The 23,668-nt window shown below is 38.9% G+C and carries 23 protein-coding genes; 13 read left to right on the forward strand and 10 right to left on the reverse strand.

Going from position 1 to position 23,668, the window contains the following annotated elements; genetic code table 11:
* Window positions 1-205: 205 nt before the first annotated feature.
* Window positions 206-871, reverse strand: coding sequence for a nitroreductase family protein (locus tag BLU33_RS24080; RefSeq protein WP_091379549.1), 666 nt, complete (start codon window positions 869-871; stop codon window positions 206-208).
* 112 nt (window positions 872-983) lie between these two features.
* Here BLU33_RS24080 and BLU33_RS24085 point away from each other — a divergent pair, with 112 nt between their 5' ends.
* From BLU33_RS24085 to BLU33_RS24095, 4 genes are all read left to right on the forward strand, one after another.
* Entirely contained in the window at window positions 984-1,379 is a 396-nt protein-coding gene (locus BLU33_RS24085; protein WP_091379551.1) for a winged helix-turn-helix transcriptional regulator, read from the forward strand.
* A 42-nt stretch (window positions 1,380-1,421) separates the two neighbouring features.
* Window positions 1,422-1,685, forward strand: a complete 264-nt coding sequence (locus tag BLU33_RS24090; protein ID WP_197684539.1) for a hypothetical protein — start codon at window positions 1,422-1,424, stop codon at window positions 1,683-1,685.
* A 522-nt stretch (window positions 1,686-2,207) separates the two neighbouring features.
* Window positions 2,208-2,360 (forward strand): hypothetical protein, encoded by a 153-nt coding sequence (locus tag BLU33_RS25260; RefSeq protein ID WP_157682361.1) that lies wholly within the window; start codon window positions 2,208-2,210, stop codon window positions 2,358-2,360.
* Between the two features lie 138 nt (window positions 2,361-2,498).
* Window positions 2,499-3,755 carry a carboxypeptidase-like regulatory domain-containing protein gene (locus tag BLU33_RS24095; protein WP_091379553.1) on the forward strand — a complete coding sequence of 419 codons (1,257 nt, stop codon included), beginning with the start codon at window positions 2,499-2,501 and terminating at the stop codon, window positions 3,753-3,755.
* A gap of 157 nt (window positions 3,756-3,912) precedes the next feature.
* Here the strand turns inward: BLU33_RS24095 and BLU33_RS24100 are convergent, their stop codons facing one another.
* The 3 genes from BLU33_RS24100 to BLU33_RS24110 all read right to left on the reverse strand — a co-directional run bounded on the left by BLU33_RS24100 (window position 3,913) and on the right by BLU33_RS24110 (window position 6,339).
* Window positions 3,913-4,824, reverse strand: a complete 912-nt coding sequence (locus BLU33_RS24100; protein ID WP_091379555.1) for a helix-turn-helix domain-containing protein — start codon at window positions 4,822-4,824, stop codon at window positions 3,913-3,915.
* Between the two features lie 12 nt (window positions 4,825-4,836).
* Window positions 4,837-5,637: an SDR family NAD(P)-dependent oxidoreductase gene (locus BLU33_RS24105; protein ID WP_091379558.1), complete on the reverse strand. Its 801-nt coding sequence runs from the start codon at window positions 5,635-5,637 to the stop codon at window positions 4,837-4,839.
* Window positions 5,638-5,961: 324 nt separating this feature from the next.
* On the reverse strand, window positions 5,962-6,339 hold the full coding sequence (locus tag BLU33_RS24110; protein ID WP_091379561.1) for a winged helix-turn-helix transcriptional regulator: 378 nt from the start codon (window positions 6,337-6,339) through the stop codon (window positions 5,962-5,964).
* 104 nt (window positions 6,340-6,443) lie between these two features.
* Between BLU33_RS24110 and BLU33_RS24115 the strand changes: the two genes are divergently transcribed.
* Entirely contained in the window at window positions 6,444-7,442 is a 999-nt protein-coding gene (locus BLU33_RS24115; protein ID WP_091379564.1) for a quinone oxidoreductase family protein, read from the forward strand.
* Between the two features lie 253 nt (window positions 7,443-7,695).
* On the opposite strand, the gene BLU33_RS24120 is transcribed toward BLU33_RS24115, so the two are convergent.
* Together BLU33_RS24120 and BLU33_RS24125 are read right to left on the reverse strand one after the other, a co-directional pair.
* Window positions 7,696-8,601, reverse strand: coding sequence for a helix-turn-helix domain-containing protein (locus tag BLU33_RS24120; RefSeq protein WP_091379566.1), 906 nt, complete (start codon window positions 8,599-8,601; stop codon window positions 7,696-7,698).
* 87 nt (window positions 8,602-8,688) lie between these two features.
* The gene (locus BLU33_RS24125; protein ID WP_091379569.1) at window positions 8,689-9,507 is read right to left on the reverse strand and encodes an SDR family oxidoreductase; all 819 of its coding nucleotides are present in this window, start codon (window positions 9,505-9,507) and stop codon (window positions 8,689-8,691) included.
* 402 nt (window positions 9,508-9,909) lie between these two features.
* Between BLU33_RS24125 and BLU33_RS24130 the strand changes: the two genes are divergently transcribed.
* Entirely contained in the window at window positions 9,910-10,476 is a 567-nt protein-coding gene (locus BLU33_RS24130; protein WP_091379572.1) for an RNA polymerase sigma-70 factor, read from the forward strand.
* Complete coding sequence (locus BLU33_RS24135; protein WP_091379576.1) at window positions 10,473-11,456, forward strand: FecR family protein; 984 nt, start codon at window positions 10,473-10,475, stop codon at window positions 11,454-11,456. The genes BLU33_RS24130 and BLU33_RS24135 overlap by 4 nt, the downstream gene beginning before the upstream one ends.
* 17 nt (window positions 11,457-11,473) lie before the next feature.
* On the opposite strand, the gene BLU33_RS24140 is transcribed toward BLU33_RS24135, so the two are convergent.
* Window positions 11,474-13,105, reverse strand: coding sequence for a hypothetical protein (locus BLU33_RS24140; protein ID WP_157682363.1), 1,632 nt, complete (start codon window positions 13,103-13,105; stop codon window positions 11,474-11,476).
* A gap of 268 nt (window positions 13,106-13,373) precedes the next feature.
* Between BLU33_RS24140 and BLU33_RS24145 the strand changes: the two genes are divergently transcribed.
* From BLU33_RS24145 to BLU33_RS24155, 3 genes are read left to right on the forward strand one after another with little or no spacing between them, the layout of a single operon-like run.
* Complete coding sequence (locus tag BLU33_RS24145; RefSeq protein WP_091379583.1) at window positions 13,374-15,710, forward strand: TonB-dependent receptor; 2,337 nt, start codon at window positions 13,374-13,376, stop codon at window positions 15,708-15,710.
* Window positions 15,711-15,714: 4 nt separating this feature from the next.
* The gene (locus BLU33_RS24150) at window positions 15,715-16,503 is read left to right on the forward strand and encodes a DUF4249 family protein (RefSeq protein WP_091379586.1); all 789 of its coding nucleotides are present in this window, start codon (window positions 15,715-15,717) and stop codon (window positions 16,501-16,503) included.
* 33 nt (window positions 16,504-16,536) lie between these two features.
* The gene (locus BLU33_RS24155; RefSeq protein WP_091379590.1) at window positions 16,537-16,653 is read left to right on the forward strand and encodes an SMR family transporter; all 117 of its coding nucleotides are present in this window, start codon (window positions 16,537-16,539) and stop codon (window positions 16,651-16,653) included.
* Between the two features lie 40 nt (window positions 16,654-16,693).
* Here BLU33_RS24155 and BLU33_RS24160 read toward each other — a convergent pair whose 3' ends face one another.
* Both BLU33_RS24160 and BLU33_RS24165 read right to left on the reverse strand, forming a co-directional pair.
* Window positions 16,694-17,263: a TetR/AcrR family transcriptional regulator gene (locus BLU33_RS24160; protein WP_091379593.1), complete on the reverse strand. Its 570-nt coding sequence runs from the start codon at window positions 17,261-17,263 to the stop codon at window positions 16,694-16,696.
* A gap of 34 nt (window positions 17,264-17,297) precedes the next feature.
* Window positions 17,298-18,317: an aldo/keto reductase gene (locus tag BLU33_RS24165; protein ID WP_091379597.1), complete on the reverse strand. Its 1,020-nt coding sequence runs from the start codon at window positions 18,315-18,317 to the stop codon at window positions 17,298-17,300.
* A gap of 324 nt (window positions 18,318-18,641) precedes the next feature.
* Between BLU33_RS24165 and BLU33_RS24175 the strand changes: the two genes are divergently transcribed.
* Genes BLU33_RS24175 through BLU33_RS24185 form a run of 3 tightly spaced genes read left to right on the forward strand, consistent with a single transcriptional unit; the run spans window position 18,642 to window position 21,636 of the window.
* Window positions 18,642-20,195, forward strand: a complete 1,554-nt coding sequence (locus tag BLU33_RS24175) for a sensor histidine kinase (RefSeq protein WP_157682365.1) — start codon at window positions 18,642-18,644, stop codon at window positions 20,193-20,195.
* Entirely contained in the window at window positions 20,192-20,905 is a 714-nt protein-coding gene (locus BLU33_RS24180; RefSeq protein WP_232009351.1) for a LytR/AlgR family response regulator transcription factor, read from the forward strand. The genes BLU33_RS24175 and BLU33_RS24180 overlap by 4 nt, the downstream gene beginning before the upstream one ends.
* A gap of 44 nt (window positions 20,906-20,949) precedes the next feature.
* The gene (locus BLU33_RS24185; protein WP_232009352.1) at window positions 20,950-21,636 is read left to right on the forward strand and encodes a carboxypeptidase regulatory-like domain-containing protein; all 687 of its coding nucleotides are present in this window, start codon (window positions 20,950-20,952) and stop codon (window positions 21,634-21,636) included.
* A gap of 771 nt (window positions 21,637-22,407) precedes the next feature.
* On the opposite strand, the gene BLU33_RS24190 is transcribed toward BLU33_RS24185, so the two are convergent.
* Complete coding sequence (locus BLU33_RS24190) at window positions 22,408-23,289, reverse strand: RteC domain-containing protein (protein WP_157682367.1); 882 nt, start codon at window positions 23,287-23,289, stop codon at window positions 22,408-22,410.
* Window positions 23,290-23,668 lie beyond the last annotated feature (379 nt).

Raw genomic sequence — 23,668 nt, forward strand, 5'->3', positions numbered from 1 at the left:
ATTCCTAAGAATTTAGAAGCTTATTCATTTCAACAACGCTGGGGCAGCGTTGATGCCTAAGCCCGTTGTAAAAGCCATTCAAAATTACTTAACTATCGAAGAATACCAGGGAGGTTATGAAACTGCGGACCGATATGCTGGTGAATTGAACCGTTTTTATGACTAATCGCTGGCGGCCCTTTGTTCGCAGATGGAGCCTCGGGAATCATCGGGCATCCGTTAAATTTACAGCATCCGCAAGGGTCATTTCTGTTATAAAATCCGGTTTCGGGGCACGTACCTTTTTCATATTTAATAACCAATCTTCGTCCTCATCCCTGTAGCCTAAGGGCAAAATCACCGTACTTTTATACCCACATCCTTTAAGTTGCAGAAGTTCATCCATCGCTGTTGAATCGAATCCCTCCATAGGCGTTGCATCCACTTTTTGTTCTGCTGCAGCAGCTATTGCCATTGCAAAAGAGATATAGCTTTGTTTTGCTGCGTGGTGAGCCTCCCATTCTTTACCTTCCGTCGCATAAAGATTTAGTATGCTTTCTTTATAATCACTCATCGCAGTTGGAGGCAAGGACCGTTCATGCATGATGTAGTTGAACACTTTAGAAACCCGTTCACGCGTATATTGGTCCCAGGCAGCGAAGACCAGCAAATGTGAACAATCTGTAATCTGGCTTTGGTTATTTGCAATAACTTTTATTTTTTCTAATAAAACCCTATCGGAGATGACAATAATTTTATAAGGTTGCAACCCGGAAGATGAAGGGGCCAAACGGGCCGCTTCTAAAATATAATCAAGTTTCTCCTGGGGTACTTTCGCACCATTCATTTTTTTTGTGGCGTAACGCCACTCTAGATTTTCAATTAAGCTCATAGGATATTTTTTTTGTCAAAATTAGATATGTAACGTTTAAAAAAGTAACTTTGTGACAAAAAGTAATAGTAACATTTGAGTAACCTAAGTGACATTTAAGTAACCAGATCGCATGGAAAAAGCAACTTCAGATTATGTATCATTAGATGATTGTGAAAAGAGAGTAAGGGCCATTGATGATACGATGGACATCCTTAACGGTAAATGGAAAATTTCAATTTTATCACGTCTCCTTTATAAACCTTTGCGTTATTCAGAATTATTGAAAGCTGTTAGCGGGATATCGGGTAAAATGCTTAGTCGGGAACTGCAAGAACTGGAAATGAACGGCCTTATAAAGAGAACAGTTGCTTCAACTAAGCCCTTATCTGTCAGTTATGAAGTAACAGCATACGGTCTTTCGTTAAAAGTTGTGGCGGACAGCATAGCGGACTGGGGGCTAAAACATCGGGCGCAAATTACTAAATCAAGTAAATTTGTGGTTGAAGATGAAGTAAAGGCTCAATGATCCGCCAGTATTTACAGTCGTAAATCAAACATTATCAAAAACATGTTAATAGAATTCGTTACCCAGCCGCAGTTTAATTTTTTAACGGCCTTTGCTGAGGCCCCGAATGTATCAGTGGTGAATAACGAACTACAAATCCCGTCATCCCTCGGCGAGGGGTTTGTTCGCCGCGTTGATCTTAATGATGATTTCCGCTTGCTGATACACCGCTACCGGCAGGCGGATAGGACTATTTTTCAGGCGAAGCGCACTATTTTAAATTTGGCACCTAAGGAACCTGTAAGTACTATTTTCATGATTCGATAAATTATTGTTGATTATAAATTGCTGCAAATTCTTTTGCAAAATTTGTCAGTTTTACCTTTCCTAAAGAAGGACGGATCCGGTAGTAGTCTTCGTACAGGACGCCGTTTACTTTGCTTACATTCATTTCGACTAAACCCTTTGCAATTTGCGGGTTCATACCTGCACCGACCATAGCTCCAGGAGTTGGTCATCAGATATGGCTATCCACTGAAGTTCCGGTTTACCAAGTTCCTTAAAGCGATTTAGTAGCTTATACGCATATAAACTTTGAATAACGGTGCAACATATTGGACCGAGTGTGAAGGTGCGTCTTATTTTTTGATTTTTTCATGTGTTTTCATAGGTTTAGGTTAGTATTTTAAATATAGATCTATTTTATAAATATTCATAAAATCGATATAAATTAAGAGTTAATATTGATATCATTGAAAATCAAAACTTGGCCAAAATAATTGATATAGGATTAACCTTTCCAAAATTCATGCGTGTTGTGAAAAAGTAGGAAATAAAAACAATGTAATCATGACACAATCACTAGATTTAAACAAAATGGGACAGGAGCCTATAACTCAAATGGAAATGCAAGAAGTTGAAGGCGGCAAATTTATTAATCTCTTAGCATTGATATTATCTGTAGGAACGGCTATAGTAGCATACATTAAAGCTCAAAATTAATCTAATTACTTCTTTTAAACTACTGCAGTATAAGTTTACATTGCGGTAGTTGTTTATTACTCAAATTATAATATTTCTCAAAATTATGTCTCTACGATTTTCATGTCGGACAATACGCTATAAAAAGCAAATAGTTATATGATTAATCCCCATCTTAAAAACGGAGTAAAAAGAAGTTTGCTCTTTTTAATTCCGATAGTGCTAATGGCTTTTAATGTTTCCGCTCAGTCTGTTAATACCGTTATCGGCAAAGTCATATCTGATGATAGAGGTGAAGGTATTGAAGAGGCAACAATTACATGGAAGAATAAGGGTATTAATTCTGTTACTAATACTGATGGAGAATTTAGGATAGTATTACCGGATTCATATAATCAAAGCGATTCTTTAACATTTTCATGCATAGGCTATTATTCAAAAAACATTGATATACATTCGGCCTTAATTAAAAAATACAATACTATACGATTGAATACGTCTGTTGAAAATTTAAAAGAGGTTGTGGTTAAGCCTCTAACTTTGAAACAACTGTTAGATAGTGTTATAAATCATAATAACAAAATCTTTGTTTCGCCAATGGATTTGCATGCGTATTATCGGGAGTCTGCTTATGTCAACCTTAGATGCACTGAATATTCAGATGCACTATGCGAATATTATGCAAGTACAGATTCTCTAAATAAAAAACCGGTTGGCCAGCTAAAAATTAATGCATCCCGATGTATTATGGAAAAAAAAGACAACAAAGACCGGCACAATGCGGAAATAGATTTACCCTCGAATATTGATGCTAATGTAGCTTTTAACTATGCTTTTCTGTCCGAAACGATTAAAAAGTATTTTCCGGAAAAAAACTTCATTTATTACAAATATGATTTAGAACAATCTGGTCAAAATGCCGATGATATCCGGGTAACTATTTATCCCAAACAGCATACTATTGATGAAATATATAAATTAACACTATACTTAAATAATGATTTTGTGCTAAGATCTTATCATTTTGAAATTCCCGATGATTTTTTAAATATGGTAAAAGAGAAGAGTCTGCTGGGAATTCATGTCAAGTGTACAAAACTTGATATAAAGGTGAATTATTTACCCTTTAACAGTGGTATATATCCGAACCATTTTGTTATAATAAAAAGTGATACAATAAGAGGGAAAATGTTAGGAACAACTTTTAACGAGGCGGAGATAAATAAAAGTGAATTTGTTGTTACACAAATCAACAAAGGCAATAATTTAAAGCCATTCCGAAAAAATGAAATTTATAAAAAGGGAAACATTTGCGCCAATGGCATGGCAATGAGTGATTCATTACTTAAAAAATATACTATAATTATACCTTCTTCAAAAGATAGTTTAGCAATAAAATCAATGGAGAGCAAATAACTTATAATCTGTGTAAGAATTACAAACACTTCTTCTTATTACAAAACCGGTCAAAAGAACGATTATATGTTTATGCTTGCCGAATTTGGTTTCATAATTTGTTTACCGATGACTTAGTAAGTCTTAACAAATTATCCTTTTAGGGAATTTCGAGCAATCAGTTGCGTGACTGCCTAAATTCCAGTGGCGACATATTAGTCTTGTTCTTAAATAATTTGCTGAAGGACTGCGGATAATCAAATCCGAACTTATAAGCAATCTCGCTAACCGTAATGTTGGTTGTAGATAGCTCCTGTTTTGCAATCTGGATGATCTTCTCATGGATATGCTGCTGGGCGGTAAGGCCGGTGAGCTGCTTTAGCAAAGCACTAAGATACTTGCTGGAGAGATTTAGTTTTTCAGCAAGGGAAGTTACCGTAGGTAAATGTTGCCTGCCTACATCGTTTTGAAAGCAAGTATTAAGTAATTCGTCAAATTGAGATAGTAACTGGTTGTTGAGTGGTTTACGGGTGATAAACTGCCGGTTATAAAATCGGTTACTGAAAGTCAGCAGCAGGCCTAATTGAGCTATTACGACATCCTGGCTGAATCTATCAATTGGCCGTTCCAGTTCCTTTTTGACCTTTTGAAATAGCTCCTCCATGTCACGTTCTTCATCTTCAGATAGGATCAGCGCCTCGTTTACACTATAACTGAAAAAGTCATAATCTCTTACCTTTTTGCCCAGTTCATATCCATTTAAAAGGTCAGGATGAAAGGTCAGGCACCACCCGTTTTCAGGTGTTGGCAATTCCCGCTCAATACCTAACACCTGCTTGGGGCCGAAAAAGCCCATAACGCCTTCGTCGTAATCATAGCTGGTCTGCCCGTAGGTTGACTTGCAGGTACAATTATATTTGATCGTAACAACATAAAAATCCAGGGTGAATCGTAACGCTTCCGGCACAGCCAATTGAGGCATCTCCTTGAAATTATAAATACTGATCAGAGGATGCCGCGGCTTGCCCAGGCTGGCAGCGGCATAATACTGATGAAGATTTTTGATATGCAGTACGTCTGAACGTTTCATGGATGGACCCTGTTAATGGATGTTTAATTTAAGGTTTTTGCGCATCATATTTCCAAATATCTTTAAGCCCATCCGCTCAGGAAGTAATGAAATAATAAACCGTCCTGTTTTATTTTGAAAGCCACTGATGGTAATTATTTTACCTTGTTGCAATCCCTTCATTGCCGATGCAACTACCTGTTCGGATGTTTCCAGATTTTTAGTAGAAAAGCTGCTTTTACGGTCGGCCCCAATACTTGCTGCATCAAAGAAACCTGTTTCAGTAGCTCCGGGGCACAAAAGCATAACCTTTACACCGAATAATCTGTTTTCTTCCCACAATGCCTGCGTGAAATATTTTACGAAGCCTTTGCTTGCTGCATAAACGTTCATATAAGGGATTGGGTTGAAGCTTGCCATAGAACCAACGTTGATGATCGTGCCATTTTTTGCTGCGCGCATTTGTGGCAAAAACCGGTAAGTTAACGCAACCATTGCGGTCATATTCAAGTTCATCATATTTTGGTAGTAGTCCAGGCTGTACTCCAACAAATCGCCGCCGGATCCGCTACCTGCATTATTGATGAGCCAATCGACTTTAAAGTTCCTTTTAAGAACTTCATTGGCGATCACCTGATCGCTGCCTGACTGTGTCAGGTCAGCAATGATGTAGGTTGCTGAAACTTTATACGTTGTACATAATCGCTCACATAAATTTTTTAGTTTCTCTTCGGAGCGTGCTACCAGCACCAGGTTATGTTTCTCTGAAGCCAATCGTTCTGCAAAAGCTTTACCGATGCCACCAGATGCTCCTGTTATCAATGTTACTTTCATCTTTCCTTGTTTTGGTTTATTATAGGCAAAGTTCAGCAGAGGCCCATTATAATTTATAACCGAAAGGCGGACGTTTGTATGCAAAAGACTGAAAAAAAATATAGCGTAGGCTTTGTTCCCCAGAATACTGGGCAGAATTCGAACCAATTAATAGAGCAATTAGAGCTAATTAGTGAACTGAAAATCGTATAGATACCCTTTTTCTAAATTAAGTCGCAATGGCAGCAACAACTGCTCCTCATTCAGGCAAACACGATACCTATGCTATCGGATTAAAATGAGGGTTGCCAAAAAACCGGAGCAAATAGCCGCGATGCTATGCAATTATTTTTTTTGGGTTATTTCACCAATTATTTTTTCCCTATGATACATGCCCCACAAAGCCATTTCATCGATGATAGGTTTTAAACTGCGGCCATAGCTGGTCAACTCGTAATCAACCGTAATGGGTTTAGTATTCATCACTGTTCGTGTTATTAAACCGTTTATTTCTAATTCCTGTAATTCTTTGGAAAGCATTTTGGTACCGATACCGGCTAATAACCGATGTAGTTCCATATATCGCTTTTTTCCGAATGAAGCTAAACAGGCGATGATCATAATTTTCCATTTGCCGCTTAATATATCCTTTGTATCGTTGATCGCTCTTAATCGCTCCCAGCAATCCACAGATATCTGTCCGTCAACCGACTTTGTTCCCATATTGCAAAAATACAATACTTCCCCGAAGGAGACTACTTCCCTTTGGGAAACTAATACCGAAAGGGAAGTTGGTCATAGTAGCTTTGCATCAACAATCAAATCAGATGAACAATATAACAAGCGGCATTGTCCGCATTGAACAACCAGGAAAACCTGAAGTACTCAGATATGAACAAACTGAAATTTTGAAACCTGGAGAAGGAGAAGTATTAATTGGCCAAAAAGCAATTGGTGTAAATTTTCTGGATGTCTTCTTTCGTAACGGCACTTTCCCCATGCCTGCATATCCGGCGCTGATAGGATTAGAAGCAGCAGGAATCGTTGAACAAACCGGCAATGGCGTCAAAGCATTTGCGGTCGGCGACCGTGTGGCTTACTACGGCTCAAATGGGGCTTACGCCGAAAGAAGAATCCTCCCTGCTAACGAAATTTTTAAACTCCCGGACGATATATCATTTGAACAGGCGGCATCAATCATGATAAAAGGCATGACTTCGCACATGTTATTAAAACAAAGTCATGAGTTGAGGGCAGGGGAAGTCGTGCTGATCCATGCCATGACCGGCGGTGTTGGAACTTTATTAAGTGAATGGGCCAGATCTATTGGCGCTACTGTAATTGGTACTGTTGGCAGCGCAGCTAAAAAGAATCTTGCCTTAAAGCGAGGTTTTGAGCACGTTATTGATTTATCGGCCGGGAACTTTGCTGAAAGGGTAAGGCAAATTACAGGTGACAAGGGTATTGATGTGTTTTATGATAGTATCGGCGTTGCCACATTTCAAAAGTCGCTTGAGTTGGTTAAACCGGGTGGAAGTGCAGTGCTGTACGGCTGGGCATCCGGTATGCCAGCAATTAATACTGCGTTTATTGAGCAAAGAAAAATACACTTTGTACAGGCTGTATTAAATAATTATCCGGCTTACCAGGATAAATCAGGAAAGGCATTGCCCGAGATATTCTCCTTAGTGCGAAACGGAGTTTTCCAATTAGAAAAGCCTTTAATATATCCTTTGTCAAATGCTAACCAGGCACATGCTGATCTGGAAGAACGTAAAACTACGGGTAGTATTATTTTGGTGCCAGCAATTGTAAAACACCTTTAAGAACAATATACGCCATATTGGCCTCAGACCAATTTCTTCAATAATTTTATGAATTTTACAAAAATTCAATCTACAACGCAATCTGAGAAAGGCTATTTTGAAGGAATTGGGATAATTGAAAAGGATGGCGATGAAAGCGATTTATGTTACGCGATGAATAGTAACACGGATTGTCAATAACAGCTTATGATGTCTCACTTTTACATCATTTAATGTCTCATTTTTTTACAAACAAAAAGCTTTAACCAGCACATTAATTCAAATTTCTGTATTCAACCGGTGTCAGTCCTGTCTTTGATTTAAACAGTCTTGAAAAGTATTGAGGATATTCAAAACCCAGATCGAAGGCTAATTCTCCAACTGTTTTGTTTGTATTGAGCAGCAGGTCTTTCGCCGCTTCGATCAGGTAATGATGGATGTGGTCCTGTGCGTTCATGCCGGTTTCCCGCTTTAACAGGTCGCTAAGGTAATTGGCGGAAAGATGCACCTCATCTGCCAGATACTTTACGGTGGGTAGATGTTTTTCGCTTAGATCTGTCGATCTGAAATAGTCCCTCAAAACCGCTTCCACTTTTGAAAGTACATCGTTATTCGCAGCTTTGCGTGTGATGAACTGCCTGTCGTAATACCTGGTGCAGTAGTTCAGCAGCAGTTCGATATTGGAGACGATCAATGTACCGCTGTGCCGGTCAATGTTTTCCGATAGTTCGGTATCAATTTTCTGCACAATGCCGTGCAGCGTTTGCTTTTCTTTATCCGATAAATGAAGGGCCTCATTGGTTTCATAAGAAAAAAAGGTATAGTCTTTTATTGTTTTTCCCAATGCTGTTCCACGGATCAGATCGGGATGAAAAAATAAACCCCAGCCCAGCCTGTCGTCTCTTTGCTCAACTTCAGTATCCATGGTCATTATTTGCTTTGGTGCAAGGCACACTAAACTTCCGTCCTGGAAATCATAGGTTTTCCTGCCGTAGCGAAATGTATTGCATGAATAATTTTTAAACATAATAGTATAAAAATCGCAGCTGATGCGTGTGCCTTCTTCAATTTTATCTTCAGCTTTACTAAAATCAACCACGGCTACCAAGGGGTGCCTGGTATTGCTTTCGATAAAATCGCCGATATCGGATATGCTATGTAAATGCAAAACAGGTTTCATGTCTTTCAAATAAAAATTGATATAAAAATAGAAAAGTTATTACCGAAGCAATAACCCTTCTACAATAAGGTTTACCCTAAGTTACGATCAATTTAAGCCAAACTGCGCTTTCATGCCGCCGATAAACGTTGCATCATCAAGCTGTTTGCGATTATCCAACAGTACTTTTGCGTCTTCTCCTGCGGTATACCTGATCTGGTTCTTGCCATCTGTAGCCGCTTCATAAATTACTTCAGCCACAAGGCTCGCAGGCGAAGCATTTTCGGTCATTGCCGGGATAGCTGCAAATAGCGCCGCTACGATACCTTGATATTCGGTCAGTGATTCGTCATTGCTGAAGTCAAAGGAACGCCCGGCAAAATCGGTGGCGATAGCACCCGGCTCTACAATTTTTACTTTTCCGCCAAAAGCTTCTACCTCATAACTCAGGGCTTCCGAAATGCCTTCAACAGCAAACTTTGTTCCGTGGTACAGCGAACCTAAAGGGAAAGTCACCTTACCGCCAATGGAAGATATGTTGATGATCATACCATCTTTATTCTCGCGGAAATGCGGAAGAATGGCTTTGGTCACATCTAACAGGCCGATCACATTGGTGTTAAACTGGCGAACGATCTTTTCACGGGGAAATGATTCCAGGGGACCGTAAGCGCCATAGCCTGCATTATTGACCAGCACATCAATTTTGCCAAACTTTTGTAAACCTTCGGCTACGGCGTTCTCAACAGAACTGAGATCCAGCACATCGAGTTTGGTAACCAATACGTTCCCCAATTGTGTCAGTTCCGTTTCGCTTTGCGGGTTCCGCATGGTGGCGATGACGTTCCAGCCTTTTTGCTGAAATAATTTTGCAGTTTCTTTTCCTATACCGCTGCTTGCTCCTGTTATTAAAATTGTCTTGCTCATTTTTTTGTTGTTTAATATTACAAGTCAAAGGTCTGTCTTATACCGAAGGTGGTGTTAATACAAAAAGCGGTTAGTTGTATACAAATCCTCTTTTCTGTTTTGATCCTATTGATCTGGCTCATGCTATGTTGTAAAACATCTTGTCGACCTGAGCCGAAGGAACTTAACGTGACATTAAAAGATATAAATGTGAGACATCATAAGATGTTATTGACACGGATTGAGGTTATTTAAAATATTTTTTTATACCAGATAAGGGTAATGCTATTTGAACGTGTCATTATACATATCAAAGGAATGCTTAGCTTTAAAGATTTAAGCTCCGAATTATTTCTGATAATAAACGAGTCATGCGAACAAAAATAAAGTTGATTTATAACCAGTTAGTAAACCAAGGAATAAATGGCGATTGAAACCGGTGAAAACCTTTTTACAGAAGCGGTTTTTGAGGATATTTTTAAAACGCATTTTAAAGAACTGCATGCTTACGCTTTTTCTTTACTAAGGGATTGGGATAGCGCGGAAGAAATTGTTCAGGGAATGTTTCTGAAACTATGGGAAAAACAGTCAGAGGTGTCCATTACCTTATCAGTTAAATCCTATCTGTATAAGGCTGTTTACAATGACAGCTTGAATTTATTGAGAGGCCAAAAGGTTCATCTGCGGTATCAAACGTTAACAGCATATACCATGAAAAGTGAGACTCCTGATACCGCAAGCCGATTAAAATTAAATGAAATGCAGCTAAAATTATATCAGTCACTAAATAAATTACCTGAAAAATGCAGGGCAATTTTTCATTTGAGCAGGTTTGAAGAATTGAAATATAAAGAAATTGCAAGCCAGCTCAATATTTCAATTAAAACGGTAGAAACCCAAATGGTAAAGGCTCTAAAAATTCTGCGCCGTGAAATGAGTGAATATTTACCACTTATAGCATTCATCTTATTTAAATTATTCAAGTCATGACAGAAGAAATCAGTGACGATCTATTGGTCAGACATATTCTTGGCGAGACTACCCCAGCCGAGGAGCAGTTAATTAGCCAATGGATCAACGAGAGTAATACCAACGCCAAAAAACTGGAACAATTCAGGTTTATTTTGGAATCAAGTAAAGAATTGGCAATGGAAAGCCCTGCCGACGAAGAAATTCAATGGGAAAAGTTTAAGGCAAAAAGAGCTTCAAATCGCAATAGTATTATCGTCCCAATGAATAAGCCTTATAAATTATGGCTTCAAATTGTTGCTTCAATATTCCTTATATGCGGTCTGGCGACTGGTGGCTATTATATTTTTAACCTTAATTCCAATATCGCTGACAAGTTGATTACAGTAACAACACAAAATAATGTGCTAACAGATACCCTGCCGGATGGATCTACAGTTCAGCTTAATAGCCATTCATCCATCAATTATTCGAACAACTTCAAAAAGCAAAGAACCATTAAACTGTCTGGAGAAGCATTTTTTATTGTGAAACACAATGCCGACATCCCATTCACCGTTCAAGCCGCCAATGTAAACATTCGTGATATAGGCACTTCCTTCAATGTAAAAAGTAAACCTGATTATCTGGAAGTAATTGTTGAAACCGGTATCGTCAAAGTAAGCAGACAAGCTGCCTCCATTGTCTTAAAGCGTCATGAGATGATACACTTGCTCTCGACCGATAAAAATTTAAGCAAGGAAACCAACAGTGATTTGTTGTACAGTTATTACCGAAACGGCCAGTTCGAATTGAACAATACCCCACTTTCGCGCATTGTTGCTGTTTTTAACGAAATATATGGAGCCCATATCAGGATTGAAGGGCAGGATTTAAATAACATTCCACTTACAGTAACGCTGAAAAAAGATTCGTTAGAAAAGATGCTGCAAATATTATTGCTGACTTCTCCTGAACTTAAAATGAAAAAAAGCGGCGATGAAATTATTTTAACTAAATAGGTAGAAGCACGGATATATCACCAACGGTATAGCAAACCGAAGGCTAGATCAACACTATATATGTTAAAGGAGTTATTTTCTGTCTCCTGATGAATAACCCAGCCGAATCTGTTGATTTTAGGATTGTCTGAGCCGGAAGTGAAGCCAAAGGCCGGAGCAGCAAACAAACTAAAATGATGGCTCAAATGGTATGCAGGTAAAAATTTCAAACTATAGGTTTGATAGCTGTTTTTTCCCAGATCAGTGGTAAGCCGTGTTACGAGTTCACCATCTACCGAGAATCGATGATCGCTTATCATATGTGCTCCCAAACCCAGTTCAAGGGCATACTTGTAAGTGCCACCTGCAGTATTCAAACCGGCTCCGAGCAGCCCATATAATATCCGGCCTCCTGAGCGGAAATCAAGGTGAATAAAATTAGCATCGTCATAGCTCAAAGCCAGGCTTTTCGGCCCATTTTTTACAAAGTTAATCAAGCCTATAGGATAGTCACTGCTGTCCGCTATATTCACCGGGCCGAACTGAAAACCATGAACATTTTTGGCTATGTTTATTACCCCTGAAAGTTGAGAGCCTGCAACTTTCGAATAATTTATCAAGCCTGTTAATTGAAGTCCACGGCTGGTATCAGCAACATTGCCGATCATGGATAATTGCATCCCGGAAGATAAATTATTAGTTTGATTGTATATACCTGCGATCTGCACGCCTGAGGTATTATTCAAAACCTGGTTATAGATTCCCGCCATTTGTATTCCTTTCATATTTCCTCCGACAATATTGAAAACGCCTGCAGCCTGAAAAAAACTGACATTGTTCCTGTCAATGTTGAAGACGCCGCCCAATTCTACCCCTTGAATTCCTGCTGTATAACCTCCAATGAGGTTGATGGAAAGGTGATTTATCACCTGACTATTGTAAATCCCGTGTGAGCTCAATCCTGGTGTAAGGGAAACCTGGTAAGGACTATAAGCAAATAAACCGCCGAGATTAAGCGCCTGTATCTTTTGCCTGGAAGTAATAAAGAACCGACTGAAGCCCTGTTCGAGCTTCGCACGTTTTTTGCTTTCGTCCGGATCATATTTATACCGCCGCTTTTTCAATTTCAAGCCAACAACGGGAACATCCTGAAGCAGGTATATACTCGTGTCGCGGTAATTTTCCTTTGATGCAGTTAACAACAGTGAAATATTCGGATTGCTGATTTTAAAGGAAAAGTTACCCTGCTGATCTGTAAGCTGAGCGATGAGCAAATCCTTTTCAACAATACTTACCTGTGGAATATTAGTTTTAAAAAGAGCATCGCTCACGTGGCCTTTTACTATTAATTCGCCGGGGTCGTCGCTATCTAACTCTGCCGTTAAAATTAATTTATTCGGTGCGTGACGAAGAATTACATATCCTGGCACTTCTTTAAACTCATAATCAGGTCCGAACAACCCCGCTAAAAAATCATAAAGAGTGCCCCGATAACCTGAGATGAGTACAACACTATCTGCTGTAATCGCCTTATTGTTATAGGCAAAGTTAAAGTCTGAGCGCGCAGTTATCTTCTTTAATAGCTGACCAATAGTTACCTGGCCAATGTTACCGACTGTAATATTCCTGGTCATGTAATCCTGCGCATTTGCAGGAAGGATTTGCATCAAAATAAAAAGTAGAAATAAAAGGGAAATTTTGAAGGTATTCAAGGAATAGATTTTTTGCATGCCGGGATTGAGTGATCACCCTTATTATTAAGATCCGGCAAATATATCAGTATTAAACTATAACCGAAGTGTAAAAGCCAGCGCTATTAGGGACAGTAAATTTTATTGCTCAAATTTTTTTAGGCATCAGGGTAAACCTTAAGTATCGTGTCCTACTGCAAATGACTAGTAAATGCTTTTCATCAACATACTTGTAAATAAATAGAATATGTCAAAATCAAAACCTATGATCATCTTCCTGTTACTCCTGCTTCCGGGGATGGTATGGGGCCAAACCAAATTCACTTACACCGTTTCAGGTACCATCAAAGACAAAGCAACTGGTGAAACCTTGCCTGCCGCCAGTGTCACCTTTCTGGAATTGCCCGGCAAGGGTGCAACCACCAATTCCTATGGTTTTTACTCTATCACCATTCCTGCGGGTTCCTACACTATGATAACAAGTTATACCGGCTATGCAACAGATACACTCAAAGTTGTAATGAGCAAGAACATTGTAGTCAACTCCAATTTAAAATCGGGCTATGGTCAGTTGCAGGAAGTTAAAATTAAAAGCAGTAATGGAAGAAGTAACAATATTTTAACCACCCCGGCTGGAGTTCAGCGATTAAATATCAAGGACTTAAATAATGTACCTGTTTTATTAGGGGAAAAGGACGTTTTAAAGACAATTCAGCTGCTACCCGGCATTGTTTCTGCCGGGGACGGAAGATCAGGTTTTTTTGTACGCGGCGGGGGATCAGACCAAAATCTAATCTTGTTAGATGAAGCGACTGTGTATAATCCATCGCATGTTTTAGGCTTTTTTTCTGTATTTAATTCAGATGCCATCAAAGATATTTCCATATATAAAGGTGGAATGCCAGCCAATTACGGCGGGCGGCTTTCCTCGGTCGAGGATATCCAAATGAATGACGGTAATAACCAGAAATTTGGAGCAAGTGGTGGTCTCGGATTAATCGCGTCCCGATTGACACTGGAAGGTCCTTTGTTTGATCACAAGGGCTCATTTATTATCAGTGCCAGGCGAAGTTATGCAGACTTGTTTACCAGGTTTGCTTCCGATACCACGACAAAGCACAGTAAGATATATTTTTATGATGTTAACCTGAAAGCCAATTATCAGCTGGATTCAAATAACCGCATCTTTTTATCCGGCTATTTTGGCAAAGATGTAATGAGTTTCAGGAACAGTTACGGACTTGATTACGGAAATTCTACCGGAACACTGCGATGGAACCATATCTTCAGCAGCAAACTATTCTCCAATACGTCACTGATTTATAGCAACTATACTTACGATGTTGATTTTGACAGTGATCTCAATAATATCAAAGTTTCATCGGCCATAACAGATTATCATTTCAAACAGGATTTTAACTATTACCTGAATGCCACCAACAAATTAAGCTTCGGGCTGGAATACACCTTTCACGTTACCAAACCCGGAACAGCGATAGCAACCGCTCCTTCCAGTTATAACGACGTTTTCCTGGAGAAAAAATACGCCTTAGAAAGCGCTGTTTACCTGTCCGATGAATGGAATGCAACCGATAATTTAAAAATCACCTATGGCATAAGATTGAGCGACCTAATGGTTTTGGGCCCAGGAAATTTTTATACCTATGACAAAGCAGGCAACAAAACGGACAGCACCTATTACAAAAGCGGTCAAATCGTTAAGAGCTATATAATCCCGGAACCGAGGTTTGCCGCAAGCTACCAACTCAACAAGAACAGTTCGCTGAAATTGTCTTATGACCGCAATGCGCAGAACATACACCTACTGAATAACTCGTCCTATTTATCAGTTACGAATGTTTACTTGCCAAGCAGCAATAATATCAAGCCGGAAATTTCCGACCAGGTCGCTATGGGCTTTTACCATACTTTCCACGATAACGGTTTTGAATTTTCAACGGAAATATATTACAAAAAGCTGCAGAATCAGATTGATTATGTAAATGGTGCTGATTTGGTAGCCAATCCCGATATTGAAGCTGACCTTCTTTACGGGTCAGGAAGGTCTTACGGCTGGGAAACCTATATCAAAAAGAAAAGCGGAAGATTTACCGGTTGGTTAAGCTATACTTTCTCCAAAACAGAACTTAAAATACCCGGTATCAATAATGGCCAGTATTATCCGGCTACCCAGGATCAGACTAATCACGTATCCCTGGTAGGTATGTACCAAGCCAGCAAGAAATGGACTTTTTCAGCAGACTTTGTCTACAATACGGGCGACGCGGTCACCTGGCCGGCAGGAAAATTTTCGGTTGACGGTGCACCTGTATATACTTATGGCGCAAGGAACAGTAATCGCCTTCCAGCTTATAACAGGCTCGACATTGGAGCGACGCTGTTAGCAAAAAAGACTGCTAAATATGAAAGCAGCTGGAATTTCTCTATTTACAATGTTTACGGCGAATCAAATCCTTACGACATCGTTTTTCAAACCGATCCTAAAAATGCCAACAAAACACAGGTACTGCAAACTACCCTGTTCAAAATGATCCCATCTGTTACTTACAATTTTAAATTTTAATCCCATGAAAATTCAAACACTGCTTATAGCATTATTTCTTTTTACTCTTTTTTGCACCTCCTGCCAAAAAGTAATTACACCACCCTTATCCAATGGTGCTGCTCAACTGGTCATTGAAGGCACGGTAAGTGATACTAGCGGGCCTTACCATGTTAACATTTCGAAGACTATCAGCTTTTATGCCGACAATACCTACCCAAATGTTTCAGGAGCGTCGGTAACTATTACTGATGAAACGGCAGGTGTCAATGACCTTTTATCGGAAACCTCTGCGGGAATCTATACCACACATACCATTATAGGTACGCCTGGTCATACTTATCAGCTCCAGGTGGTAGTTAATGGCCAAACCTATAACTCAGTTTCTACGATGCCGCTCCCGGTATCGCTTGACTCTATTTCCTTTGATTATACGGCTGTTAAAAACATGATTCAACCAACGGTCCATTATCGGGACCCGGCTGCCTTTGTCAATTATTACAAATACAACATTTGGGTAAACGGCGTAAAACTAAGGCGTTTTCAAACAGATGAGGACCGTTTAATGAACGGGAGATATATCAGTGAGGATTTGTCTACGGATACAGGCGCGATCCGAAAAAACAATTTGGTATTGGTAAGTCTTGTCGGGGTCGATAAAGGTGCCTATAATTTCTTAATGGAAGCTGCAAACATTGCATTTTATAACGACCAGTTGTCAAGTCCGGCTACACCTGCCTCTAACATCTTCGGCGGGTGCATGGGCTATTTCAGTGCACAAACAGTAAGCAGCAAGTCAAGCATTGTCAAATAAACTTACGCTTAGTCTTATAATTTAACACTAATTATGAAGTGGATAATTTTAATAACCGGTATAATCTTCGAGGTACTCGGTACTATTTGCATGAAGTATGCTGAAGGCTTTACCAAGCTTGTACCGTCAATTCTGGTTTTTGTTTTCTAAATCCCACGAACCGAAGATTCGGTCGTGAGATTTGAAAGTTTTATTGATCTACACCGACCATATCCCAGCACATTGAAAAAGAACACTTTAAATATTCTTCTTTTTTTTCGGGGTAAGTAATCAAAAAGTCTATGGTGCTGTATAGGACGCTGCTGAACATCTTAATGAGAAATTCAACAGGAATATCTTTTATTTGCCCGGTCTTAATGGCAGCTTTCCACCAAGCTAATAAGGAAGTCCAGGTATCATCCTGCGACATGACCTCTTTGCTATAATACGGAGAATTCAAAAACTGCTGCATGTACCTAAATTCATCCTGATGAATTAATGACCATTCAATTAGATCAATCCACATGGACTGCAAGTCTTCCTTTACATTATTTTCATTTTGATGATTTGCTGTTTGCGCAATAAAACTACGTTTGACCGTTTTATAGGCTGTAATAATGATATCGTCCTTACTACTAAAATGATGAAACATCGTTCCTGTAGCGACTCCGGAAATATTTGATATGCCAGCCGTCGAAACCTTGTTAAAACCGTTAGCCACAATAAGCTTAATAGCGGTGGCTATTACCTTTTCTTTTTTGGATACTTCCGTATTTATCATTAAGTCCAAAGTTAATTAAACGAAGCTAAGGTAGTTAAGACAAAGTTCGATCTGCCTTGGTATATTCCAGTATCCAACCTGGATATTCGGCAGGCAGCTTGCTGATCTCATCCAATTGTTTTAATTCGTCTTCACTGAATTTCACACCTGCTGCATTTAAATTATCGCTTAACTGTTCCGGCTTTTTCGCACCTACAATGATACTGGTCACCACAGGCTGGTGTAACAACCAAGCTAAAGAAAGCTGAGCTACAGTAACACCCTTCAATTCTGCCATCGGATGTAGCACATCCAGTATATCGAAAGCACGGTCGCGGTTTACCGGAGGAAAATTAACCGTATTTCTTCTACCGGCATCCGCCTCTCCTGAACGGGAATATTTACCGCTTAACAATCCACCTGCAAGCGGGCTCCAAACCATTAAGCCGACTTTCTGAGCTTGCAATAATGGCACAAGTTCACGTTCCAGATCCCGTCCTGCAATGGTATAATACGCTTGCAATGAAATGAATTTTTCAACGTGGTTATACTTGGAGTAAGTCAAAGCTTGCGACAAAAGCCATGCAGGTACATTGCTTGCACCGATGTAACGCACTTTTCCGCTCCTCACCAAATCGTCCATTACGCGTAATGTTTCTTCAATGGGTGTAAGTGCATCGTATGAATGCATCTGGTAAAGGTCAATATAATCTGTACCCAAACGTTTTAGGCTGGCATCTACCTGCTGCATCAGATGCTTGCGTGACAAACCTTTGTCATTGGGGCCTTGCCCCATAGCTGACCTCGCTTTAGTAGCAATTACTAAAGAGTCCCGCTGAAAGCCTAAGTCTTTGATCGCTTGTCCGGTGATTTCCTCTGAGCGCCCGGCGGAATAAACGTTTGCTGTATCAATAAAATTAATACCCGCATCGACAGCTTGTTTTACCAAAGTGTTAGCTTGTACCTGATCCAGCCCTCCGAGTTCTTTATAAACGGGGTGATCTCCAAATGTCATCGTTCCGAGACAAAATTGAGATACTAATAATCCGGTATCCCCTAACATTTTATACTTCATAATTTTAATTTTTAATACAGACAGATTAGTCGGTCTGCAAATATATGATTTAATTTGTCAAATAAAATTGTAGATAGCATCCAGGCTTGTTCCACGAGAACGAAGAGGATACTTATTTTTTTAATCAAAAAACAAGGCTTCGATAGGACCTTACGTAGAATATTAGTTATAACTGGCAATGATTGGTCAGAATTAGCGATCATTTGTGCTTTTGATCTGCAATTTAAACTATAATTCCATTTTCTATCCCACCAATTCATTATTCATCACATTTTTAAAAAGCGTAAATTCCCAGCTTGTATCATTGTATCAAATATGCAGACAATGAAAGTCAAGATAAGAAAATACGAACAATTGCTCGTCGCCCTGTTGGCCTTAATAGCAATCATTAATTATATTTTGCAGCGCTTAAATCTGGCACCGATTTATGTTACCGGGTTTGAACAGTATAACAGTATCCACCACAACCTTCATTTTAATTATTTTGTTAATATGTTATTGCCACGTACTGGCGTAGTGTTTTTATTTATGGCTGTTTATTTCTGGGTCAATCTTTTTACTATCCCGCAATTGCGAACAAGCTATAGGTCATTCTTTATTTATCCCTGGGTTTTACTTCAATTACTGCTACTAAGCTACCTGCTTGCCATTGGTGTAAACATTGCAACCTATTACGCACATCCGGCATGGAATAACTATGGAGAATTTTCTTTATTTGCTTCATTTGGATATAATGAAACCCCCTTAACTAATTTATGGGCAGGTTTTGATAATGCGCTGATCTTTTTATTCGTTTATGGAACTTACGCTGGTATCCGCGAATATATTGTATATCGCCTCGAAAGCTCCGGTCTAAAAAGTAATTATAGGATGCTGATCGCCAATCAAATAGCTGCTTCTTTATATATTTTTTTGCTGCTGCCTAACCTGATATCGGCTTTCCATATTGTTAAGGATACTGGCATCTATCAGGCTTATTTTGTTTTTGTACCGTCAGTTATATTTGTCTATTTCAGTAATACCTATTGGCTTTTTCCCCGCTTTGCAAATACGCCTGGCATTTCTTTTCAACTGATTTGGCGGCTTGCAATTTCTACCTTGCTTTATTCACTTCCTTTTGCATTGTTTGTAAACAAAGCAGGCGTAATGCCAAACATGTGGCGGATTAACTGCATCATTCAATTTATTGTTATTACGCCGGTTACCTGGATACTTTACCAGCAGCGAAAGGATAAAATAAGGGAATTAAGAGGTGCCGAAATTGCATTATCCAAATCGACCGCTGATTTACAGTTTTTGCGTTCGCAAATTAATCCTCACTTTTTGTTTAATGTCCTTAACACAATATATGCCACAGCCCTGGTAGACGGTTCCAAAAGAACGGCTAACGCGATACAAATGCTTGGCGATATGATGCGATTTATGCTGGACGACAACCACCTCGATTTTATCCCTTTGGATAACGAATTGAATTATCTTAGAAATTACATCGCCCTGCAAAAATTGCGCATCCAGGATTCTGACCAGATTAAAATAAGTGAATATATAACCGTTGAGGATTGCAGCCATGAAATTATTCCGATGCTGCTGATTCCTTTCGTTGAGAACGCTTTTAAGCATGGGATAAACCTGAATGAGAGATCCTGGATCAAAATAAATCTGACTTGCAGCCATGACAATATCCGCCTGGAAGTAAGGAACAGTTTACACGTAAAAGAAACAAATGATCCTGAAAAGAAGTCTACCGGCATCGGTTTGTTAAATGTCAAAGAACGACTCATGCTGTTTTACAAAGGACGGCACGAGCTTAGCTATGGCGCAACAGAGAATGAATTTATTGTTGAACTGATGATTAGACCAAAAACCCATAAGTTATGAATAAGCTGCGAGCAATAGCCATAGACGATGAACCCTTCGCATTAGAGGTCGTCAAAAACTTACTGGAAGAGGTCCCTTTTGTGGAATTAGTGGAATCTTTCACTAAAGCGATTGACACCTTTACATTCATTCAGGAAAATGCCATCGATATTGTCTTTTTAGATATTAAGATGCCCGGCCTCTCCGGTATTGAATTTATAAGATCACTTTCGAATCCGCCAATGGTAATATTTACTACTGCTTATAGCGAACACGCGGTGCAGAGCTTTGAATTGGATGCTATTGATTATCTGCTGAAACCCTTCTCTTTTTCACGCCTGTTAAAAGCGTGCAACAAAGCTATGGCACTGCACCAGTTGAAAGCCAACTCCGGTCAGCCGGTTATTGAATCGTTACCGGCAATTTTTATAAAGAGCGGCTATGAACAAGTAAAAATAGACCTCAGCAATTTGCTGTATGTAGAAAGCGTCGGCAACTATATCCGGTTCCACCTAACGGCTCAAACTATTGTTTCCCGCCTCACGATGTCTGAAGCAGAAGATCTGCTGCCGGTAAAAGTATTCCTTCGGGTTCACCGATCATTCATTGTAGCTAAAACAAAAATAACTAAGATTGATAAACGAAGCGTCTGGCTAACAGATCTGGAAGTTCCTATTGGCGTATCTTATACAACCGAAATTGAAAATCTGCTAAAAAATTTACCTAAATAATGGCATTATCTTAAAATAAATCACACATGATTCTCAAAAAATTAATGACAATTTTATTGTCAACAGGATTTGCTTTGCCTGTTTTTTCCCAACAGATAAAGCAAAAAATGGAGTATAACAACAACATTATCAAGGGAATAATCATTGATACAAGTACAAACATAAAGCTTAAAGATGCTTCAGTGATTATATTAAACAGCAGGGATTCTATTATCAGGAAGTTTACAAGAAGCCAACCGGATGGCAGCTTCTTTATGAATGGATTTCAGGATGGAAGTTACCTGCTTTATGTTTCTTATCCCGGTTATGCGGACTATTCTGAGAAGTTCAATTTGGGCTCCAATAACACTACCAAAGATTTTAATATAATCGAGATGGTCTTAAAAACTAACTTATTGAAAGAGATAATCATAAAGGGGACTGTATCTGCTATCCGGATAAAGGGAGATACTACAGAATATAATGCGAAGGCCTATAAACTAGACCCAAATGCCAAAGTGGAAGATTTATTAAAACGACTACCCGGCATTCAGGTCGACAAGGATGGAAAGATTTCTGCCCAGGGGGAAACAATCAATAAGGTGCTGGTCGACGGCGAAGAATTCTTTGGCGATGATCCTACATTGGTGACGAGGAACCTTCGTGCAGACATGGTTGATAAGGTGCAACTATTTGATAAGAAAAGCGACCAGGCAACCTTAACAGGTATGAATGATTGGATATACCGCTGATATTGCTTAGGCCAGTTTACGACTATATATTCTTTTTTGCAAGTAATTCCATGACGGAATAGTGACGGTTTTTCGTTTAATTCAACAAAAAATCTTGCTGTTTCGGAATTAATGACGGTAATCCTTTGGTCAATCGCGGATCGCCCAACAATTTTAAGTTCGGGAAATGTTCATTAATTAATTCCGAGCTATTTGGGTTACTTCCTTTTCTGTTATGATTCGTCAGCGCCGTGGAATAAATCCGATTCAAAGACATTAAAAAAAGGCTGTTTCCGTTACAGAAACGGCCTTTTTACCGGAGAAAAACAGGACTATTGCTGTCTGTTTTCTTGTGCACCCTATGGTACATTTTTCGAACCAGTTTATTGATCAATTAAAGGAATTAGCTGGTTTAGCAAATCCAAATTAACTATAGGAACTACTCTATTGCCTAATTTGCTCAATTTGCCGAGTATTTTTGAAGATGCCTCAATCAATCAGCAACGGGCGGTAATTTCAATAATTCTCGTATTGCTGGGATAAAGGGATATTCTCCCATTATTTAAAGTAAACTATCGTCGTTTTTTTTATCTAATCATTTTTGCTGCATTTAATATTTAATTTTATGAGATTTTTTTTGCAGCACGTAGTTTAATATTTAGGTTTAGATAAAATTCATAACTAAACCTCAATTCAGATGAGCATATATGAGAAATACATCAAGTTTAATGCATCGAAAGCAATATTCTTTATAGCACCACCGGAGCACTAAAGATTTATTTTAAAAAGTGCTTATTTAGGCTTAGAAAGGGATTTTAAAGGCAGAGGCTTATAGGCATCACCCTCTGCTATATGCTTTGCAAGAGCGTCCCTCAGATCGTCAAGGTATTTGGTTTTACTTATAGACTTCCGCATTTTAATTTCAGTAAATCTCCTGTAATACCGGCTCAGGCTAACCTCCAGTGATTCTTCAAGCCATTCTATGATTTCAGCGATAGTAACATGACCATCGTTAATTTGTACGGTATCGTAAATTCCATAGGCCAGTTCAATCAAATTAGACTTATCGCCTGTCCATTTGAATGGCCCTTTTTTCTTTGAGAATTTAGCAACAGGTTCCATGCCATTGGAATGGTAAAGACATTGGATTAAGTATTCCTGTAGTTTTTCGATGGCAATAAACCTGGCAAATAAATAATCACATGCAGTAGAAAATAGGGGATCTAAATCCGGGCCATCGGATAAGAGCAAGTTAACCTGGTTCTTTCCCCTTACAAAATATGAACTATCCAGTTCCGACCCGTCTAGTAGATAATACTGGTAGAGAAACAAGTGTTTATTCAAAAATTTCCTGATAAACTTTAATTCCTGTTCATAATAGTTTCTCAGGACTTGCTGATCGCCAAGGGGTTTATCGGTATCAATTTTAAATAATTCCAAAGCATAAATATGATGTGCATAAAACTGTGGTTTGACATATTTAAAAAACTGTATTTCCTCATCAATATCCTTAAATGAAGAGTTATCTACCTTGTCTTTGAGGTCTGCCATAGCGACCCTTACAGCATTTAAAATACCAGTCAATTTTTTAACTGCCGTAGCGCCCATCTCATTAAATAATTCAATGTCTTCTTCAAGTTGCACTAACCGTGCTTTTCCATAATCTGTCATCATAAGTTTTTTTATTTTTGTTGCCTTTATTAAGAATTTCAGCAGCAATCTCTCATTTAACTTATTGTCTGTAAAGTGGCTAACATGGCATAAAAAAGTGCCACATAGCTTTTTATCCTTTGTTCCGGCCTTTCAAATCAACTTTATTCAAGCCACCCATTTTTTGTCTTTTTTTAAAAAAATCGTGTACTGACAACACCATTCGAATTACTTAAGGCGGAATGATTAACTTTGAACTATGAATTAGAAAAAAGAAGTTTTAAAATATATAACGACACTATTAACCTTGTTGCAAGGAATCGGCTAAATTCAATAAACACACAAAGGGGTAATAGACTGATCGTCCACGTCATGCGTGGGCATTGGTTTACCCTGTGTGTAG

Origin of the sequence: Mucilaginibacter mallensis (assembly GCF_900105165.1) — a bacterium.
Taxonomy (GTDB): domain Bacteria; phylum Bacteroidota; class Bacteroidia; order Sphingobacteriales; family Sphingobacteriaceae; genus Mucilaginibacter; species Mucilaginibacter mallensis.